4 protein-coding genes are annotated in these 3,753 nt (G+C 35.4%); 3 read left to right on the top strand and 1 reads right to left on the bottom strand.

Annotated features, from left to right (window positions below; genetic code table 11):
• Both Q5O73_RS10305 and argS read left to right on the top strand, forming a co-directional pair.
• On the top strand, positions 1-892 hold an 892-nt coding region (locus Q5O73_RS10305; protein WP_302669637.1), incomplete at its 5' end, for a UTP--glucose-1-phosphate uridylyltransferase.
• Between the two features lie 75 nt (positions 893-967).
• Entirely contained in the window at positions 968-2,731 is a 1,764-nt protein-coding gene (argS, locus tag Q5O73_RS10310; RefSeq protein ID WP_302669638.1) for an arginine--tRNA ligase, read from the top strand.
• A gap of 79 nt (positions 2,732-2,810) precedes the next feature.
• On the opposite strand, the gene Q5O73_RS10315 is transcribed toward argS, so the two are convergent.
• Positions 2,811-3,191, bottom strand: coding sequence for a hypothetical protein (locus Q5O73_RS10315; protein ID WP_021953401.1), 381 nt, complete (start codon positions 3,189-3,191; stop codon positions 2,811-2,813).
• Between the two features lie 147 nt (positions 3,192-3,338).
• Here Q5O73_RS10315 and Q5O73_RS10320 point away from each other — a divergent pair.
• The coding region (locus Q5O73_RS10320; protein ID WP_302669639.1) for an HAD hydrolase-like protein at positions 3,339-3,753 on the top strand (415 nt) is incomplete at its 3' end.

The following is a 3,753-nucleotide window of genomic DNA, read 5'->3' on the forward strand; positions in this document are numbered from 1 at the left end:
GTACAATATAGGACTTACTAAGGATGTTTACATTTTTGAAATGTTAATTAATAACCTTATGGATGTTGTAAACCAGTCAGGCACATGGGTTCCTCTCTACATTATGACCAGTGAGAAGAACAATGATGACACAATTAAATTCTTTGAAGAAAAGAATTATTTTGGTTACAACAAGAATTATGTTGATTTCTTTGTTCAGGAAATGGCACCGGCAGCATCCTTTGAAGGAAAGATTTACTTAGAGGATAAGGATAGAGTGTCTACATCACCAAACGGCAACGGCGGATGGTTTATTTCATTTGTAAATGCAGGACTTGCAAAGAAGGCTAAAGAAGCAGGTGTTGAATACATTAACGTATTTGCTGTTGACAATGTATGTCAGAGAATGGCTGATCCATGCTTTGTAGGTGCAATGATTGACGGTGGATACCGCTCAGCTTCAAAGGTTGTATCAAAGGCTACACCGGAAGAAAAAGTAGGTGTTTTATGCTTAGAAGACGGAAAGCCATCTATTGTAGAATACTATGAACTTACAGAAGAAATGAGATACCAGAAGAAAGAGGATGGAGATTTAGCATATAAGTATGGTGTTATTTTAAACTATCTCTTTAACATGGAAGATTTGGAAAAGAACCTTAACAGCAATTTAGTAGTTCATGTTGTAAAGAAGAAGGTTCCATATATAAATGAAGCAGGCGAAAAGATTAAGCCGGAAACAGAAAACGGATATAAATTTGAAACATTGGTTCTTGATATGGTTCATATGATGGATAACTGTTTAGCCTATGAAGTAGTAAGAGAAAAAGAATTTGCACCAATTAAGAACAAGACAGGAGTGGATTCAGTAGATTCTGCAAGAGAACTTTTGAAATTAAATGGAGTAGAATTATAATTTCACCGGAAAAGTTATTGTCCCGGTGAAAAATGTTAATATGTTTACCAGAATTAGAAGACGGAGTTAATAACCATGAAAAAAATACTTGAACTTATTACGGAAGAAATTAAAAAGGCATTTGAAGAATGTCAGTACGACAAAAAGTTAGGAAAAGTTGTTGTATCAAACAGACCTGACTTATGTCAGTACCAGTGTAATGGTGCCATGGCAGGTGCTAAGTTATACCATAAGGCACCTATTATGATAGCCAATGATGTTGTGGAAAAAATTAAGGAAAGCAAAATGTTCTCTTTAGTGGAAGCAGTTAATCCCGGTTTCATTAATATGAACTTAAATAATGAATTTGTTGCGCAGTACCTTAATGAAATGAAAAATGCACAGAAATTAGGCTGTGAAAATGAAAAGGAACAGACTATTGTTGTGGACTACGGTGGAGCTAATGTGGCAAAACCTCTTCATATAGGACATCTTCGTTCGGCAGTAATTGGTGAAAGTGTAAAAAGAATAACCAGATATATGGGAAATAAGGTTATAGGTGATGTTCATTTAGGAGACTGGGGTCTTCAAATGGGGCTTATAATTACAGAGCTTAAATGCAGAAAGCCGAATCTAGTATATTTTGATGAAAATTATACAGGGGAATATCCAAAAGAAGCACCTTTTGACATAACAGAGCTGGAGGAAATTTATCCTTGTGCCAGCAAAAAATCAAAGGAAGATGAAGCTTTTAAGGAAGAAGCTCATGAAGCTACTTTAAAGCTCCAGACAGGTTACGCACCGTACACAGCTATCTGGAAGCATATAATGGAAATTTCAAAGGCAGATTTAAAAAAGAATTATGATAATCTTGATGTGGAATTTGACTTATGGAAAGGTGAAAGTGATGCCCAGCCGTATATTCCGGGTCTAATTCAGGATTTAATTGACAAAGGTCTTGCATATGAAAGTCAGGGAGCTTTGGTTGTAGATATAGCAGAGGAAGGAGACAGCAAGGAACTTCCACCGTGCATCGTAAGAAAATCAGACGGAGCAGCACTTTATGCTACTTCTGATATTGCAACTTTAGTTCAAAGGGAACAGGATTTTCATCCTGACAAATATGTTTATTTAGCAGATAAGAGACAGGATTTACACTATACACAGTTCTTCCGCGTTGCAAAGAAGGCAGGAATTGTAAAGCCTGAAACAGAGCTTATATTTATTGGATTTGGTACTATGAACGGAAAGGACGGAAAGCCGTTTAAAACAAGAGAAGGTGGCGTAATGCGTCTTGAAAACCTCATAGCCCAGATTAATGATGCAGTTTATAACAAAATCATGGAAAACCGTTCAGTTAGTGAAGAAGAGGCAAAGGAAACTGCAAGAATAGTAGGACTTGCCGCTCTTAAGTATGGTGATTTGTCTAACCAGGCATCTAAGGATTATATTTTTGATATAGACCGTTTTGCATCCTTTGAAGGAAATACCGGACCATATGTTTTGTATACAATTGTCCGTATTAAGTCTATTATTGAAAAGTATAAGGCTGAAAATGGAAATATAAGTGATTTAACAATTAAGGCTTATGACAATCCGGAACAGATTCAGTTAATGCTTGAAATAGCAAAGGCAAACGAAGTTATTGAAAATGCAGCTAAGGAATTGGCGCCTCATAAGATTTGTTCATATGTTTATGATTTATCTAACGCATTTAACAGATTTTATCATGGAACAAAGATTTTAGCAGAAGAAGATGGTGATAAGAAGGCATCTTATATTGCTCTTATTACCCTTACAAAGGAAGTTCTTGAAACATGTATAGATTTACTTGGATTTAAGGCACCGGATAGAATGTAAATATTAATTTGTAATAAAAATATCCCAATGGAAATTAGTGAAAACACAAAATCCATTGGGATGTTTTTATAAGTTTAAACTACTGTGCTGTTGTTTCTTCAGCAGTAGTTTCTTCTACAGTTGTAGATTCTTCAGCAGTAGCTTTCTCAGATGTAGTTTCTGATGATGCAGTAGTTGTATCAACGGAAGTATCACCTTTGACATTCTTGTCGCCGTTCTGTATTAATTTGCTTCTAAGGCTTTCTAATTCAGACTGGCTAAGCTCAACGTGAGTTGTAGCAACAGGTGGTGTATACATACCTGTGGCAACTGCTATTGAATAGCCGATATATACAACAAAAGCAACACCTACAAGAGTAACAATGGCATAAGATAATATTTTCTTTGCACTGCCTTTCTTTTTGTTATTCTTACGATTGTACTTTTCCTGTTTGTATCGATCAACTTTTGCCTGACTCATTCCTATGTACCTCTCATAATATTTATTATTACTGACACCTATAGTGCCCCATACCTTTTACTAGTATAAAACAAAAATGGTTGTAAAACAAGTGTCATTTGAGATATAATGATTGTTACGTGATTAAATTAACAGGATGGATTTATTATGAAAACCTATGATGTGATTATTTTTGATTTAGACGGAACTCTTAGTGATTCAGGAGAAGGAATTACTAAATCGGCCCAGTATGCATTGTCTAAGTTTGGCATAAATAAGGAACCTGATGATTTGAAGCATTTTGTAGGACCACCTCTTAAGGAAGAGTTTAAAAATGCTTATAATTTTTCAGATGAGGATGCTGCTAAAGCAGTGGAATATTACAGAGAAAGGTATAAACCTATAGGCATATATGAAACTTCGTTATACAAGGATGGAGACATTATGCTTAAAAGATTAAAGGATGCAGGAAAGTATCTGGCCATTGCCACATCTAAGCCACAGGCTATGGCGGAAGAAGTTTTGAGATATTTAGGAATTTATGATTATTTCGATAAAATTATGGGAGCAGACCTTATAGGAC

The sequence above is a fragment of the Eubacterium sp. AF15-50 genome (assembly GCF_934835595.1).
GTDB lineage: Bacteria > Bacillota > Clostridia > Lachnospirales > Lachnospiraceae > Eubacterium_G > Eubacterium_G segne.